The following is a 13,844-nucleotide window of genomic DNA, read 5'->3' as shown; positions in this document are numbered from 1 at the left end:
ACCGTCATTTCACGCGGCCCGCAGGTCCACGAACTGCGCCCCGATGTCCCGCAGGCGGGCGTGGAGTTCGGCGAAGACGGCCGCCGACCGGTCGCCCGGCCAGCCCGCCGGGAGCAGCTCGTGCGGCAGGCCCGGATCGGCGTACGGCAGGCGGCGCCAGCTGTCCAGCGCCAGCAGGTAGCCGCGGTACGCCTCCTCCGGCGTCGGCCGGGGGCCCGACTGCAGGGCCCGCAGGGCCGGCTCGTGCAGATCGAGGAACTCCTCGTGCTGCTTGGCCAGCGCGGCCAGGTCCCACCAGCGGGCCACGGCCTCGGCGCCCGGGGCGAAGCCGAGATGGCTGCCGCGGAACAGCTCCACGTACGGCGTCAGGTGCAGCCGCTCCAGTGTGTGCGCGGTCTCCTCCGCCAGCCCGGCCGGGGCGATCCACACCCCCGGCGCCACCGCGCCGAAGCCGAGGCCGGCCAGCCGGGAGCGCAGCAGGTGCCGCTTGGCCCGCTCCTGCTCGGGCACGGAGAACACCGCCACCAGCCATGCGTCCGACGACTGCGGGCCGCCGTAGATGCGGCGGTCGCCGTCGTCCAGCAGCCGGCGCGCCTCGCCGGAGAGCTCGTACGCCGCCGAGCCGTCCGCGGTGCGCGCGGGCAGCAGGAAGCCGCGCCGCTTCAGCCGGGACACCGACGAGCGGACCGACGGGGCGTCGACGCCGGCCGCGCCCAGCAGGCGGACCAGCGCGGACACCGGGACCGGGCCCTCGAAGGCCCGCCCGTAGGCTCCGTAGAACGTGACGATCAGGGATCGCGGAGTGTGCTGCTCGACCACGGCTTCACTCTAGGGGGTGTCGTGCCGATCGGGCCGGGCTCCTTGATCGCGCAGCCTGAAGCGCTGGAGCTTGCCCGTGGCGGTCCGCGGGAGCGCCGGCAGGAAGACGAAGGAGCGCGGGCACTTGTGCGGGGCCAGCTCCGCCCGCATGAAGGTCCGCAGGGCCTCCTCCGTCAGGGCCGCCCCCTCGCGGGGGACGGTGTACGCAACGACGATCTGCCCGCGTCGCTCGTCCGGGCGGCCCACCACCGCCGCCTCCGCCACGTCCGGGTGGCGCAGCAGGGCCTCCTCCACCTCCGGGCCCGCGATGTTGTAGCCGGCGGAGACGATCATGTCGTCGGCCCGGGCGACGTAGCGGAACCGGCCGTCCGGGTTGCGCACGTAGGTGTCGCCGGTCAGGTTCCAGCCGTCCCGTACGTACTCCGCCTGCCGGGGGTCGGCCAGATAGCGGCAGCCCACGGGGCCGCGCACGGCCAGCAGCCCCGGCTCGCCGTCCGGGACCGGCCGTCCGGCCCGGTCCACGACGCGGGCCTGCCAGCCCGGCACCACCCGGCCGGTCGTGCCGGGGCGGATGTCCTCGTCGGCGGCGGAGATGAAGATGTGCAGCAGCTCGGTCGCCCCGATGCCGTTGATGATGCGCAGGCCGGTGCGTTCGTACCAGGCCCGCCAGGTGGCCGCGGGCAGGTTCTCCCCGGCCGAGACGCAGCGGCGCAACGCGGACAGGTCGTACATGCCCACGTCGTAGGGGCCGAGGGCGTCCAGCATCGTCCGGTAGGCGGTGGGCGCGGTGAACAGCACCGTCACCCGGTGCTCGGCGAGCGCGGGCAGCAGCCGGCGCGGCACCGCGTCCTCCAGCAGCAGCGCGGACGCGCCGGCGCGCAGCGGGAAGACCACGAGCCCGCCGAGGCCGAAGGTGAAGCCGAGCGGCGGGCTGCCCGCGAACACGTCGTCGGGGCGCGGCCGCAGCACGTGGCGGGAGAAGGTGTCGGCGACGGCCAGCAGGTCGCGGTGGAAGTGCATGCAGCCCTTGGGCCGCCCCGTGGTGCCGGAGGTGAAGGCGATCAGGGCGACGTCGTCGGCCGAGGTCTGCGCGGCGGGGAAGGGCTTCCCGCCGTGCGCCTCGGCCAGCCGGAGCAGGTCGTCCGCGCCGGCGCCGCCGTAGGCGGTGATCCGCAGCCCCGGCACCTCGGCCTTCACGAGGTCGTCCAGCACGTCGGCGTGGCACAGGGCGTGCCGCACCTCGGCCATCTCGCACACCGTCGCCAGCTCCTGCGCGCGCTGCTGCGGCAGCACGGTGACGGCCACCGCGCCCGCCTTCATGACCGCGAGCCAGCAGGCGGCGAGCCAGGGGGCGGTGGGACCGCGCAGGAGCACCCGGTTGCCGGGGACGACGCCGAGGTCGGTGGTGAGCACGTGGGCGAGGCGGTCCACGCGGTCGCGCAGTTCGCCGTACGTCCACACCCCGCCGGCGCCGTCGCGGAAGGCCGGGCGGCCGGCGCCCTCGGGGCCGAACCGGGCGATGGTGGCGTCGAGCAGCTCGGCACCGCAGTTCAGCCGGTCCGGGTAGGCCAGTTCGGGCAGATCGAAGAGGAGCTCCGGCCAGGCGTCCGCGGGTGGCAGGCGGTCGCGGGCGAAGGTGTCGATGTGAGCGGAAGGCTTGAGGTCCAAGGCGGGTTCGCCCCCCTTGCAGCGGTCCGGAGTGGGGTGGGGCCGGCCGTGCGGTCGTTTCTCCCGGCGACCACCGGGAGGTACTCCATGGAGCGTATCGTGATGGTGACGGCAGTCAACAGGACGCGATAGATGCGGGGACATTCGGATGACCGGATTCGCGCTCGGGGTGGACCAGGAGGAGTGGTGCGGGCGGTTGCGCGCACTGTCGGCCGAACGGCTGAGGCCGCTGGCCGAGAAGGGGGAGCCGGGCCGGGTCAACCGGCCGCTGCTGTTGGCGCTCGGTGAGCTGGGCCTGCTGGAGCGGGTGTTCGCCTCGGGGGCACTGGACCTGTGCCTGCTGCGGGAGTCCCTCGCCTACGGGTGCACGGAGGCCGAGACCGCGCTGGCCCTCCAGGGGCTGGGGGCGTATCCGGTGCTGCGGGCCGGCAGCGAGGCGCAGAAGGAGCGGTGGCTGCCGCAGGTGCGGGCGGGGCGGGCGGTGGCCGCCTTCGCGCTGAGCGAGCCGGGGGCGGGGTCGGACGCGGCGGCGCTGGCGCTGGCCGCGGAGCCGGATCCGGCGGGTGGAGGCGGGGTCGGGGGCGGCGGGGGCGGCGGCTGGCGGCTCAGCGGTGAGAAGTGCTGGATCTCCAACGCCCCCGAGGCGGATTTCTACACCGTGTTCGCCCGGACGGGTGAAGGGCCCGGCGCGAAGGGGGTGTCGGCCTTCCTGGTCCCCGCGGACCGCGAGGGCCTGACCGGCGAGCCGCTGGACATGCTGTCCCCGCACCCGATCGGGTCCCTCCGCTTCGACGGGGTGCCGGTCGGACCGCGGGACCTGCTCGGCGAGCCGGGGCGGGGCTTCCGCGTCGCGATGGACACCCTGAACCTCTTCCGGCCCAGCGTCGGCGCGTTCGCGGTGGGCATGGCCCGGGCCGCGCTGGACGCGACGCTCGCCCACACGGCGGGACGTACGGCGTTCGGCGGAGTGCTGAGCGACCTGCAGGCGGTGGCGCACCGGGTCGCCGAGATGGCCACCCGCACCGAGGCGGCCCGGCTGCTCGTGTACGCGGCGGCGGGCGCGTACGACCGGGGGGCGTCGGACGTGCCGCGGCGCGCGGCCATGGCGAAGCTGCTGGCCACGGAGACGGCCCAGTACGTGGTGGACCACGCGGTCCAGCTGCACGGAGCGGTGGCCCTCCGGCGGGGCCACCTGCTGGAGCACCTCTACCGGGAGGTGCGGGCGCCGCGGATCTACGAGGGGGCGAGCGAGGTGCAGCGCACGATCATCGCCAAGGAGCTGTACGGGGCGTTGGACGGGGAGGTGGCCGGGCGATGAGCCTCGACCGGATCAACCCGGCGGAACTGTCGCCGGCGACGGGCTTCTCGCACGCGGTGGTGGCCACGGGCTCGCGGCTGGTGTTCCTGGCGGGGCAGACGGCGCTGGACGGCGCGGGCAAGGTGGTGGGGGAGACCCTGCCGGAGCAGTTCGAGACGGCCCTGGCCAACCTGCTGTCGGCGCTGGCCGCGGCGGGCGGCGCACCGGCGGACCTGGCCCGGGTGACGGTGTACGCGGTGGACGTGGCCGCGTACCGGGCCCATGCGGCCGAACTGGGCCGCATCTGGCGGAGGCTGGCGGGACGCGACTACCCGGCGATGGCCGTCATCGGCGCGGTCCGCCTCTGGGACGAGGCGGCCCAGGTGGAACTGGACGGCGTGGCGGTCCTCCCGTAGCCGCTGGGCTCCCGCCGGGGTTGCGGTCCTGGTGTGGCTCCGGCTCGGCCGCTCGGCTCCCGCCGGGGTTGCGGGTCTGGTCTGCTTCGGCCGGGCCGGGCGGTCCTGCTCGGCCGGTGTTCCCGGGGCTCCGCCCAGGACCCCGCGCCTCAATCGCCGGCGAGGCTGAATGGGGCCGGGTTTTCGCGGGGCGGGATGCGAGGGGTGGGGCGGTGCCCCGGCGGAGTGTCTCCTCGGCTCGGCGCCTGCGGGGTGTCGCGGCCAGGCGGCCCAGGTTGCGCGCTCGTCCTGCGGGGACACTCCGCCGTGTCCCCACCCCACGCCGGTGCTTCGGCGCCCGCGGAACCGGGCCCGTACGGCTGGAGCGGGGACGGTGAGGGGTGTCCCCGCAGGACGAGCGCGCGACCACCGGGTACGGCCGAGAAGTGGCCGCACGCGCCGAGCCGAGGAGATACCCCTCGGCGGCACCGCGACCCGGCCGCCACCGCGCCTGGATCCCGCCCGGCCTCCCGCGAGGGAACCCGCACCGCGACCCCCCGCACGATGCCGGATCCCGCCCCGCCTCCCGCGAGGGAACCCGCACCGCGACCCGCCCGCCACCGGGCCCGGATCCTGCTCGGCCCCCCCGCGAGGGGCCCCGCTAAAGGGGCAGGCGGGCCATTGAGGTGATCGTCAGCGGGCCCAGTGGGGTTTCGCGCAGGACGGTGTAGCCGAAGTGCCGGTACAGGGGGACGTTCGACGGGTCCGCCGTGGTCAGGTAGGTGCCGTGCGCGGTGGTCAGGACGTGGTCCAGCAGGGCGCGGCCGGCCCCGCGGCCGGTCAGGTCCGGGCGGACCCCGATGAACTCCAGCGTCCCGGCCCCCGCCGGCGCGCCCCCCTCGGTGGCGCGCACGTAGCTCAGCGTCCGCCCGAGGGCGCGCGGCCCGCAGCCCAGTACCGTACGGGCCGCCCAGCCGGCCTGGGCGACGGCCGACGGCGCCGTGTCCGGCGGGGTGAGCACGGCCGCCGCCAGGATGCGGCCGTCCGGTCCGACGAGGGCGGCCCGCCGGGCACCGGCGAGGCGGGCGTGGGTGCGCAGGGTGCTGCGGAACCAGTGGGTGCGCGCGGAGGCCGAGTCGCCGCAGATCCAGGAGACGGCGGGCTCCCGGGCGAACGCGGCGGCGAGCAGGTCGGCGCAGGCGACCGGATCGGGGTCGGTGTCGATCCGCCAGGAAGCCTCAGGCACGGGTATCGGCACCGGCATCGCGCACCTCCTCCAGCGGAGCCTCCGGTACGAGGTGGCAGACGAGCAGTTTGAGGAAGAACAGCGGCGCGAACCAGGCCAGGGCGGTCGCGACCGGCAGCCAGAACAGGTTGACCAGGACGGCGGCCATGAAGACGGCCATCGCCACCGGCCGCCGCAGCCGGACGGGCGCGAACTCCACGGCCACCGCCCCGCCGAGGAGCAGCGCCGCGTTGCCCAGCGTCCAGTCGAGGTCGCCGTCCAGGACGAAGAGCCCCATCGCGGCGAGGTGGACCAGGTGCGCGGAGACGAACAGCAGCCGGGCGCGCCGGGCCGCGGGGCCGGCCCGGTGGTACCAGCGCTTGGCGGCGTTGGTGGCGTTGGTCAGCACCCCGCCGATCAGGTCGAGTCCGGCCAGGGCCACCACGACGAGCTGGGCGGTGGACCAGTCGCGCGCCGCCCCCGAGTTCCACACTCCGGCGGCCAGCAGCAGCGCACAGCCGAGGAGGCCGACGGTTTCCACCGCGTTCTCGGAACGGGACTTCCCCGGGCCCATGAACCGTTCCAGGCGCCCGGCGAGGCCCGGCGCGGTGGCCGGTATCTCCCAGGAGATCCGCAGGTCAGAGCGCATGGCTGGGCTCCTGTCCGGTCGGCGCCGCGCCCCACAGGCCGCGCAGCAGGGTCCACAGCTGCCCCGGCACATCCCCCGGGTCGGTGCCGGTCGCCATGCGGGCCAGGGCCCAGGCGTCGGCGGCGCGGACGACCGCCGCGGTCGCCGCGACCATCAGCGAGGCGTCCACGTCGGTGCGGACCAGCCCGAGCCGGCGGCCGTCGGCGACCAGGGCGCCGAACCAGTCGAGCCACGGGCCGTCGGCGGTGCGGCCGATGGCGGCGTCGGCGAGGGCCAGGTCCTCGGGGTGGCCGCCCAGGTGGGCGGCGAGGGCGGCGGAGCCCGCGGCGAACCGGGCCGCGAAGTCCTCCTCGTCGCGGGCCGGTTCCCAGGGCCCGAGGGCGTCGAGCAGACGGCCCAGGACCCCGTCGAGGACGGCGGTGAGCAGGTCCTCCCGGCCGTCGAAGTAGTGGTAGGCGGCCGTCTTGGAGACCCCGGCAGCTTCGATGATCTTGTTGTAGGAGGCGCCTTCGGCGCCGTGTTCGGCGAAGTGGCGCCGCGCGACGCCGAGGATGTGCTCCCGGCGCTCGGCAGGCAGGCGGTCGAAACGGGGAAGTGGCATGCACTGATAATACGCACCGGTGGGGTGTACTGCTAGTACACCCCACCGGTTCATGCGTGGTCGCCCTCCAGGAGGCGGGCCATCCAGCCCTCGATGCCGTCGACCGTGCGCGGCAGGGCGCCCGACATCAGGCGGGCGCCGTCCGCCGTGATCACCAGGTCGTCCTCGATGCGGACGCCGATGCCCCGGAGCTCCGCCGGCAGGGTCTCGTCGTCGGGCTGGAGGTACAGGCCCGGTTCCACCGTCAGGACCTGGCCCTCCTCCAGGGCCCCGTCCAGGTAGGCCTCCGCCCGCGCCTTCGCGCAGTCGTGCACGTCGAGGCCCAGCATGTGCCCGCTGCTGCACAGCGTGTACCGCCGGTGCAGGTCGCCCTCCGCGTTCTTCAGGACGCCCCATTCGGCCAGGCCTTCGGCGATGACCCGCATCCCGGCCCGGTGGAAGTCTCCGAAGCTCGCTCCCGGGCGCAGTGCCGCCATGCCCGCATCCTGGGCGGCCAGTACCAGTTCGTAGACCTGCCGCTGGACGGGCGAGAAGCGGCCCGACAGCGGCAGGGTGCGGGTGATGTCCGCGGTGTAGAGGGTGTCCGTCTCCACGCCCGCGTCCAGGAGGAGCAGTTCGTTCCCGTTGAGCCGGCCGTCGTTGCGGATCCAGTGCAGGGTGCAGGCGTGCGCACCCGACGCGGCGATCGTCTCGTAGCCGGTGCCGTTGCCCTCGGCCCGGGCGCGCAGGCCGAAGACCCCCTCGATCCAGCGCTCCCCGCGCGGGTGCGCCAGGGCGCGCGGCAGGGCGCGTACGACGTCCTCGAAGCCCGCCGCCGTGTGGTCGACGGCCAGTTGGAGCTGCTCGACCTCCCAGGCGTCCTTGATCAGGCGCAGCTCCGAGAGCGCGGCGCCGAGCTCCGCGTCCGTGGCGGCGTGGCGGCCCTCCGGCGCACCGAGGGAGTCCAGGTGCGCGCAGCGGGTGCCGGTGAGGCGCTCCGCCTCCGCCAGGTCCGGGCGGCGGCCCACCCAGAACTCCCCGTACCTGCGGTCCCGGTAGAACTCCCCGTTCCCGTCCGCCCGCGGCGAGCGGGGGCGCAGGTACAGCACGGCCTCGTGCGCGTGCGGGCCCGACGGCTCCATGACCAGCACGTGCCCGGCCTGGTCCTCGCCGGTGAGGCCGGTCAGCCAGGCGTACGCGCTGTGCGGGCGGAAGCGGTGGTCGCAGTCGTTGGAGCGGACCTTCAGCTCGCCGGCCGGGACGATCAGCCGCTCGCCCGGGAAGCGGGCCGAGAGTCGCGCCCGGCGGGCCGGGGTGACGTCGTGGGCCGCGACCCGTGCGGAGGCGGGCAGCGGGGAGGCGGCCCAGTCGCCCGCCATGAACCGGGACAACTCCGGTGACACCGGACGGTCGTGACTGCCCGTGTTGAGGCGGGCTGGGGAGTCGGTCACGGGTGCTCCTTCACGGAAGACGCGAACTGGTGGGCGCACAGGTCTTGTCAGTGCAATTTCACATTACTATGTTACAGCTCACACCGCGGCACGTTAATCCCCGTCAAACGCCGTGTGACGCAGGGCAGTTCACGCACCACCCCCCACCTCACCCTCTCCGAACAGGAGTTCTCGGTGCTCAAGCACAGAGCTGTGCGCTCTTCCCTCCTCGCCTCCGCCGTAGCGGTGACCCTCGTCGCCACCGCGGCGCAGGGCACCACGCAGGCCGCAGAGTCCGCGGCCCCCGCCGCGTTCGCCGGCACCACGGCCGCCGCACCCGCCGGCGCGGCCCACGGCCCCACGGGGAACCCGTTCGACGAGGTCGACCGCTTCGCCGAGGCGAAGGACAACACCCCCGCACCCGCCCCCGCCCCGGGCGGTCTGAACCTCTCCGGCCAGGTGCCCGGCGCGGCCCCCGCCAGCGCGCCCGCCCAGGAGCTGGAGAAGCGGGGCAGGGCGGCCAAGTCGGCCCCGACCGCCAGGAGCGTCGCCGCGGGCGTCCCCTGCACCCTCGACGGGATCACGAACCTCGCGCCCGAGCAGTTCGCGGACTTCCTCGCCGACCAGGCCGTCCTGGCCGACGGCTGCCTGCGCGGCCTGATCTGGACCTGGGACGCCCGCCTGGCGCCCGTGATGTCGGACGCGCACGTCCAGGCCGTGTCCCGCCGGATATCCGCCCTGGCCGCCGCCCACGACGGCCGCAACTCCTCCCACCTGGAGGAGATGTTCACCTACCTGCACGCCGTCGCCTACCACGACTTCTCACGCGACGAGATCGACGTCACAGACGCCCCGACCACCGCCGCGATACGCAGGGCCATCGACGACTACGGCAACGCGGCGCGGAGCTTCGACGTCACGCCGACCAACGCCCGCACCCTGCGCGAGGCCCTCTACGCCGCCGGCCCCGGCCTGCGCCAGCACCAGCTCGGCCTGGTGAAGAAGGTCCTGGCCACGATGGACCCGGCCCACCCGGCCACCCACCTCGACCCCGCCTGGGCGGGCGCCGTGCTCGCCGCCCTCTCCACCAACTACCTCGGCGTGTACCCGGGCAACCAGGACACCGCCTTCCATGCCGCCGTGGCCGCCGACCCCGCCTACCGCGACGCCTTCAAGGCCTTCGCCGGGTACACGCACCTCAAGGGCACGGGCAACGCCTGGGTGGTGCGCGACGCGCTCAGCGAGTACGCCCGCTTCGGCCAGGTCGAGGGCCTGCGCGACCCGGTCGTCGCCGACCTCGGCGCGATGCTCGGGCCCCTGAGGGCCGGTTTCGGCGACGGCAGCGAGCCGTGGGCCAAGGTGGTCTCCTGGCTCAACTTCTACGAGGCCTGCAAGCCGTACGGGGTGTGCAAGGAGGACATCGAGAAGCAGCTCTTCCCCTACACCTACACCTACGACAACGGCGCCATCAAGGTCCGCACCGGCCTGGACCGGGCCACCGTCGACCAGCTCTACTACGCGAGCAAGCAGGTCAAGGCCCAGTACCACCGCGTCCTCGGCACCGACCAGCCGCTCGCGGGCGACCCCAACGCCACGCTGAACATCGTGCTCTACGGCTCCCGCGCCGACTACGTCAACTACCACCCGATCCTGACCGGCTACGACACCAACAACGGCGGCATCTACATCGAGAACGGCGCCACCTTCTACACCTACCAGCGCCGGGTCCCGCAGGACTCCTCCCTCACCCTCGAGGAGCTCTTCCGCCACGAGTACACGCACTACCTCAACGGCCGCTTCGCCGTCCCCGGCTTCTTCGGCCAGGGCCCCTGGTACGAGAGCGACCGCACGACCGCCATGGACGAGGGCACGGCCGAGTTCTTCGACGGCGCCACCCGCGACAACGGCATAGCCGTCCGCAAGTCCCTCGTGAAGTCCATCATCAGCGACACGGCCGGCGGCGGCCCGCGCATGAGCGTCGAGCAGCTGCTGAACGCCACCTACGAGGGCGACGGCTTCCGCTTCTACAGCTACGCCGGCACCTTCTTCGAGTTCCTGTGGACCGAGAAGCCCTCGCTGCTGCGCGAGATGTACACCCACCTGCGCAACAACGACGTCGCGGCGTACGACGCCTGGCGCCACCGGCTCGGCGCGGACACCTACCTCCAGCGCGACTACGACCGCTTCCTGAACGCGCAGATCGCCAAGGTCGACCAGCTCTTCGTGCCGAACACCACCTTCACCCCCAACGAGCAGCTGCGTGACGCGGCGCTCGCCTCCGTGAAGTCGGCGTTCGCCACGGCCACCTACAACACCCCGGACTGCGTGGAGAACGGCGACCCCGGCAAGCGCCGCTTCACCTGTACGGGCCGCATCACCGCGAACCTGAAGAACTGGCGCAGCGACGACCAGAACTTCAAGGACATGTCGGAGACGGTCGACTACTTCATCCTCGACCGGGCGGGCGCCGCCTCCAACAACCTCGCCGACATGAACTGCTCCTTCGGTCCGCCGGAGATCTGGAGCAACAAGGTCGCGGCGACCTCGAGTTACAGCTGTGAAGGACCGCTGCGCAGCTGACGGACACCGGACCGGTCCTGCGCCTGAGGAGGGCGCAGGACCGGTCTGGGCAGGCACTAAAGAATGTGACATATTACTGTCGTGCTCAAGAGACACCACCTGGACGCCGTGATCATCGGCGCCGGCGTCGTCGGAGCGGCCTGCGCCCACTACGCGGCCCGCGCCGGCCTCACCGTGGCCGTGGTCGACCGCGGACCCGTCGCGGGCGGCACCACCGGCGCCGGCGAAGGCAACCTGCTCGTCTCCGACAAGGAGGCGGGCCCCGAGCTCGACCTCGCCCTGCTCTCCGCCCGGCTCTGGACCGAACTCGCCGCGGTGCTGCCGCGGGAGGTCGAGTACGAGCCCAAGGGGGGCCTCGTCGTCGCCCCGGACGAGGCCACCGTGAAGGCCCTGCGGACCTTCGCCGAGGGGCAGCGCGCTGCCGGGGTCGACGCCGTCGAGGTGCCCGCGCACGCCCTGCACGACCTGGAGCCGCACCTGGCCCCGGGCCTGGCGGGGGGATTCCACTACCCGCAGGACGCCCAGGTCCAGCCGGCGCAGGCGGCGGCCCGGCTGCTGGCCGCGTCCGGCGCCGAGACGTACCTCGGCGAGGAGGTGACGGAGGTCCTGCTGGACACCCGGGGCGCCGTACGCGGGGTCCGCACCCCGCGCCGCGAACTCCTGGCCCCCGCCGTGGTGAACGCGGCCGGAACCTGGGGCGGGCACATCGCCCGGCTCGCCGGCACGGACCTGCCCGTCCTCCCGCGCCGCGGCTTCGTCCTGGTGACCGAACCGCTGCCGCGGGTGGTACGGCACAAGGTCTACGCCGCCGACTACATCGCGGACGTCGCCAGCGGCTCCGCCGCCCTGCAGTCCTCGGCCGTGGTCGAAGGCACTCCCTCGGGGCCCGTCCTCATCGGCGCCACCCGCGAACGGGTCGGCTTCGACCGGAGCCTGTCGACCGAGGCGCTGCGCCGGCTGGCCTCGCAGGCGGCGGCGCTCTTCCCCGTCCTGGCCGACGTACGGGTGCTGCGCACCTACCACGGCTTCCGCCCCTACCTGCCCGACCACCTCCCGGCGATCGGCCCCGACCCCCGCCGCCCCGGGCTGCTGCACGCCTGCGGCCACGAGGGCGCCGGCATCGGTCTCGCCCCCGCCACGGGCCTGCTGATCGCCGCCGCCCTGACGGGAACGGCCCCGGCGCTCTCCCCGCACCCCTTCCGGCCCGACCGCTTCGGCGGGGACGGCGCGGCGGGCCCCGAAGGCGGGCCGGCGTGAGGGCCGGGCGGCCGTCGGCCGACGCGCCCCGCGACCACCCCGCGGGTCAGGGCGCGGGCGCGGGCCGGACCGTCCGGCGCCCTGCCCCGGCCCCGCACCACTGTCCGCGGTACGGCGCAGTCCACCCGAGGAGGACCCCCTGATGCGCAGTCCCCGTTCCCTGGTGGGCGGCAGCCCGCAGGCCGGATTCACCGTCGACTTCGACGGGCGTGAACTGCCCGCCCTGGAGGGGCAGAGCGTCGCCGCCGTGCTGTGGTCCGCCGGGATCCTCGCCTGGCGGACCACCCGGGAGGGCGGAGCCCCGCGCGGTGCCTTCTGCGGGATCGGCAGCTGCTACGACTGCCTCGTCACCGTCAACGGCGCGCCGAACCAGCGCGCCTGCCTGGTCCCCGCCCGGCCGGGCGACACCGTCACCACCCAGGAGGGAACCGGCCATGCCGACCTCGCCGTCTGACCCCGCCGAGCGGTCCGCGCCCGCCGAGCGGTCCGCGTCCGCCGGGCAGGGCGCGTGCGGTGGGGCGGATCCGGTGGACCTGGCCGTCGTCGGGGCCGGGCCGGCCGGGCTCGCCGCGGCGGTCACCGCCGCCGGGCTCGGCCTCCGGGTCGCCGTCCTCGACGCGGGCGACCGCCCCGGCGGGCAGTACTACCGCCACCCCGCGCCCGGCCTGGGCGCGGCCCGACCCGAGGCCCTGCACCACGGCTGGGCCGCGTTCGCGACCCGCGAAGCCGCCCTGCGGGCACACGAGTCGGCCGGCCGGATCACCCACCTCCCGCTCCATCACGTGTGGACCGTGACACCGGGCGAGGGCGGGTGGACCCTGCACGCCGTCGCCGGTCACGCCCCCGACGAGCGCGCCGCGGCCGTCACGGCCCGCGCCGTGCTCCTCGCCACCGGCGCCTACGAGCGCCAACTGCCCTTCCCCGGCTGGACCCTGCCCGGAGTGGTCGGGGCCGGCGGGGCGCAGGCCATGCTCAAGGCCGGGCTGGTGCTGCCGGGCAGGCGCGTGGTGGTCGCCGGGAGCGGTCCGCTGCTGCTGGCGGTGGCCGGGTCCCTCGCCGCCGCCGGCGCCACCGTTCCCGCCGTGGTCGAGGCCGCCGCCTACACCGCGTACGCGGGCCGTGTGCCCACCCTGCTGCGCAATCCCGGCAAGCTCGTGGAGGCCGCCGTCCACGGCGGGGCCCTGGCCCGCCACCACGTCCGGCTGCTGACCCGGCACGCCGTCACGGAGGCCCACGGCACCGGCCGGATCGAGGCCGTCACCGTGGCCCGGCTCGACCGCGACTGGCGCCCGCTGCCCGGCACCGCCCGCCGGATCCCCTGCGACGCGCTGGCCGTCGGCCACGGGCTCGTGCCCCAGCTCGAACTCGCCACCGGACTCGGCTGCGCCACCCGGCCCTCACCCGACGGCACCGTCGCCCTCGTCCTCGACGCCGAACAGCGCACCACCGTCCCCGGCATCTGGTCGGCGGGGGAGACCGGCGGCATCGGCGGTGCCCAACTGGCCCTGACCGAGGGCGAGCTGGCGGCCCACTCCGTCGCCGCGGCGCTGCTCCCGGGGCGGCCGGCCCCGGGCGCCGACCGCCACGTCACCCGCCTCGCCCGCCGCCGCGCCCGGCTGCGCGCCTTCGCCGACGCGATGGCCGCCGCCCACCGCCCCGGCTGCGGGTGGACCGGCTGGCTGCGGGACGACGCCGTCGTCTGCCGCTGCGAGGAGGTCCCGGCCGGCCGGATCCGCGAGGCGGCCGAGGACCTCGGGGCGCGGGACGCCCGTACCGTCAAACTCCTCACGCGCGCCGGCATGGGCTGGTGCCAGGGCCGCATGTGCGGACCGGCCGTCACCGCCCTCGCCGGGGCGGAGCCCGCGGCGGACCGGCGCCCCTTCTCCTGCCCCGTCCCGCTGCGCGACCTCGCCGGACTTCCGGCCACCGACCGCTGATCAAGGG

At 75.0% G+C, this 13,844-nt stretch carries 12 protein-coding genes; 6 read left to right on the top strand and 6 right to left on the bottom strand.

The genetic code is table 11. From position 1 onward, the window contains the following. Positions 1-9 precede the first annotated feature (9 nt). Positions 10-819, bottom strand: a complete 810-nt coding sequence (locus AB0O53_RS17735) for a PaaX family transcriptional regulator (protein ID WP_350994041.1) — start codon at positions 817-819, stop codon at positions 10-12. A 9-nt stretch (positions 820-828) separates the two neighbouring features. After that, positions 829-2,487 carry an AMP-binding protein gene (locus tag AB0O53_RS17730; RefSeq protein ID WP_365196537.1) on the bottom strand — a complete coding sequence of 553 codons (1,659 nt, stop codon included), beginning with the start codon at positions 2,485-2,487 and terminating at the stop codon, positions 829-831. A gap of 148 nt (positions 2,488-2,635) precedes the next feature. Here AB0O53_RS17730 and AB0O53_RS17725 point away from each other — a divergent pair, with 148 nt between their 5' ends. Both AB0O53_RS17725 and AB0O53_RS17720 read left to right on the top strand, forming a co-directional pair. Then, positions 2,636-3,805: an acyl-CoA dehydrogenase family protein gene (locus AB0O53_RS17725; protein ID WP_350994037.1), complete on the top strand. Its 1,170-nt coding sequence runs from the start codon at positions 2,636-2,638 to the stop codon at positions 3,803-3,805. Continuing rightward, positions 3,802-4,200: a RidA family protein gene (locus AB0O53_RS17720; protein WP_350994035.1), complete on the top strand. Its 399-nt coding sequence runs from the start codon at positions 3,802-3,804 to the stop codon at positions 4,198-4,200. Before AB0O53_RS17725 ends, AB0O53_RS17720 begins: the two co-directional genes overlap by 4 nt. 640 nt (positions 4,201-4,840) lie before the next feature. Here AB0O53_RS17720 and AB0O53_RS17715 read toward each other — a convergent pair. Genes AB0O53_RS17715 through AB0O53_RS17700 form a run of 4 tightly spaced genes read right to left on the bottom strand, consistent with a single transcriptional unit; the run spans position 4,841 to position 8,084 of the window. Next, positions 4,841-5,425, bottom strand: coding sequence for a GNAT family N-acetyltransferase (locus AB0O53_RS17715; protein ID WP_350994033.1), 585 nt, complete (start codon positions 5,423-5,425; stop codon positions 4,841-4,843). After that, a complete protein-coding gene (locus AB0O53_RS17710) occupies positions 5,418-6,053 on the bottom strand; it encodes a hypothetical protein (RefSeq protein ID WP_365196532.1) in 636 nt (211 codons plus the stop codon). Before AB0O53_RS17710 ends, AB0O53_RS17715 begins: the two co-directional genes overlap by 8 nt. Next, complete coding sequence (locus AB0O53_RS17705) at positions 6,043-6,654, bottom strand: TetR/AcrR family transcriptional regulator (protein ID WP_350994029.1); 612 nt, start codon at positions 6,652-6,654, stop codon at positions 6,043-6,045. The genes AB0O53_RS17710 and AB0O53_RS17705 overlap by 11 nt, the downstream gene beginning before the upstream one ends. Before the next feature lie 50 nt (positions 6,655-6,704). Further along, positions 6,705-8,084, bottom strand: a complete 1,380-nt coding sequence (locus tag AB0O53_RS17700; RefSeq protein ID WP_365196529.1) for an aminopeptidase P family protein — start codon at positions 8,082-8,084, stop codon at positions 6,705-6,707. Positions 8,085-8,258: 174 nt separating this feature from the next. Here AB0O53_RS17700 and AB0O53_RS17695 point away from each other — a divergent pair, with 174 nt between their 5' ends. The 4 genes from AB0O53_RS17695 to AB0O53_RS17680 all read left to right on the top strand — a co-directional run bounded on the left by AB0O53_RS17695 (position 8,259) and on the right by AB0O53_RS17680 (position 13,837). Continuing rightward, positions 8,259-10,643, top strand: coding sequence for a collagenase (locus AB0O53_RS17695; RefSeq protein ID WP_350994173.1), 2,385 nt, complete (start codon positions 8,259-8,261; stop codon positions 10,641-10,643). 81 nt (positions 10,644-10,724) lie between these two features. Continuing rightward, positions 10,725-11,900 carry an NAD(P)/FAD-dependent oxidoreductase gene (locus AB0O53_RS17690; protein ID WP_365196526.1) on the top strand — a complete coding sequence of 392 codons (1,176 nt, stop codon included), beginning with the start codon at positions 10,725-10,727 and terminating at the stop codon, positions 11,898-11,900. A 142-nt stretch (positions 11,901-12,042) separates the two neighbouring features. Then, the gene (locus tag AB0O53_RS17685; protein ID WP_365196524.1) at positions 12,043-12,354 is read left to right on the top strand and encodes a (2Fe-2S)-binding protein; all 312 of its coding nucleotides are present in this window, start codon (positions 12,043-12,045) and stop codon (positions 12,352-12,354) included. Then, complete coding sequence (locus AB0O53_RS17680; protein WP_365196521.1) at positions 12,335-13,837, top strand: FAD/NAD(P)-dependent oxidoreductase; 1,503 nt, start codon at positions 12,335-12,337, stop codon at positions 13,835-13,837. The genes AB0O53_RS17685 and AB0O53_RS17680 overlap by 20 nt, the downstream gene beginning before the upstream one ends. Positions 13,838-13,844 lie beyond the last annotated feature (7 nt).

Source organism: Streptomyces erythrochromogenes (assembly GCF_040684695.1).
In the GTDB taxonomy this organism is placed as follows: domain Bacteria; phylum Actinomycetota; class Actinomycetes; order Streptomycetales; family Streptomycetaceae; genus Streptomyces; species Streptomyces erythrochromogenes_C.
The sequence above is the reverse complement of the archived record's forward strand: the minus strand, read 5'-3'. Positions and strand labels throughout refer to the sequence as shown.

Excerpts from the sequence above, each read along its gene's own strand:
- AB0O53_RS17705 (WP_350994029.1), bottom strand. The coding sequence starts at position 6,654 with ATGCCACTTCCCCGTTTCGACCGCCTGCCTGCCGAGCGCCGGGAGCAC.
- AB0O53_RS17680 (WP_365196521.1), top strand. The coding sequence starts at position 12,335 with ATGCCGACCTCGCCGTCTGACCCCGCCGAGCGGTCCGCGCCCGCCGAG.
- AB0O53_RS17725 (WP_350994037.1), top strand. The coding sequence starts at position 2,636 with ATGACCGGATTCGCGCTCGGGGTGGACCAGGAGGAGTGGTGCGGGCGG.
- AB0O53_RS17685 (WP_365196524.1), top strand. The coding sequence starts at position 12,043 with ATGCGCAGTCCCCGTTCCCTGGTGGGCGGCAGCCCGCAGGCCGGATTC.
- AB0O53_RS17710 (WP_365196532.1), bottom strand. The coding sequence starts at position 6,053 with ATGCGCTCTGACCTGCGGATCTCCTGGGAGATACCGGCCACCGCGCCG.
- AB0O53_RS17720 (WP_350994035.1), top strand. The coding sequence starts at position 3,802 with ATGAGCCTCGACCGGATCAACCCGGCGGAACTGTCGCCGGCGACGGGC.